Here is a 1,051-nt window from a genome sequence, read left to right on the forward strand (position 1 = left end):
GGCTTTGTTTCCTAAATCAGGGAACTAATGCTTAAAGCTACGATCAGATCATCTAAGTTCACTCACATACTTAGAGCAATGCCAAAGCCTCGCTACAGAACAACTAACTGGAAACAATATAACCAAGCCCTAATCAATCGAGGTTCACTGACATTCTGGATTGATGAGGAAGCGATTCTACAGTGGAAGCAACTCAAGCAAGGTAAACGAGGTCGACCTCGATTGTTTAGTGACTTAGCCATTACGACCGCCCTCATGGTTAAACGAGTATTCGCGATGCCGTTGAGAGCGTTACAAGGATTCATCGATTCTGTTTTCAAACTCGCTCAACTCCCGTTGTCATGTCCTCATTATTCATGCATCAGTAAACGAGCCAAAACGGTTAATGTGTCATTCAAGACAAAGACCCGAGGCGCAATACAGCATTTAGCCATTGATGCAACAGGGCTAAAGGTCTACGGTGAAGGTGAATGGAAAGTAAAAAAACATGGTACTGACGGGAAGCGTCGAGTTTGGCGTAAGCTCCATTTAGCCGTAGACACTGGCACTCATGAAATCATTGCGGCTGAGTTAAGTTTATCGAATGTCACTGACGGTGAAGCTCTTCCTAATTTACTGAATCAAACTCGTCGTAGAATCAATGAGATATCTGGTGATGGAGCTTACGATACAAGACAATGCTACGAAGCAATACGTATTAAACAAGCTGTTCCACTTATTCCACCGAGAGAAGGTGCTGCTTTTTGGTTACGAGGTCACCCCCGTAATCTGGCGGTAGCTTGCCAGAAATTATACGGCTCAAATAAACATTGGAAAAAGAAGTACGGTTACCATAAACGGTCACTTTCAGAGACGGCTATGTTCCGTGTAAAGACACTGTTTGGTGGGCGATTAAGTTTAAGAAACTATAATGCTCAGGTTGGTGAAACCTACGCCATGATTAAAGCGTTGAATAAGCTCACAGGGTTAGGTATGCCTAAAACGATAGAAATAGCCTAATAATCACCCATACTGGCCGTTTCTATCTGAGATCCAATTAGGAAACAAAGCC

The 1,051-nt window shown here is 43.1% G+C and carries 1 protein-coding gene; it reads left to right on the forward strand.

The annotated features are described in order from the left end of the window. Positions 1 to 78 precede the first annotated feature (78 nt). Positions 79 to 999, forward strand: a complete 921-nt coding sequence (locus tag AB6F11_RS21680) for an IS5 family transposase (protein ID WP_372179678.1) — start codon at positions 79 to 81, stop codon at positions 997 to 999. The last annotated feature ends 52 nt before the right edge of the window (positions 1,000 to 1,051 follow it).

Origin of the sequence: Vibrio sp. 10N.247.311.14, from assembly GCF_041467715.1 — a bacterium.
In the GTDB taxonomy this organism is placed as follows: Bacteria; Pseudomonadota; Gammaproteobacteria; order Enterobacterales; family Vibrionaceae; genus Vibrio; species Vibrio crassostreae_C.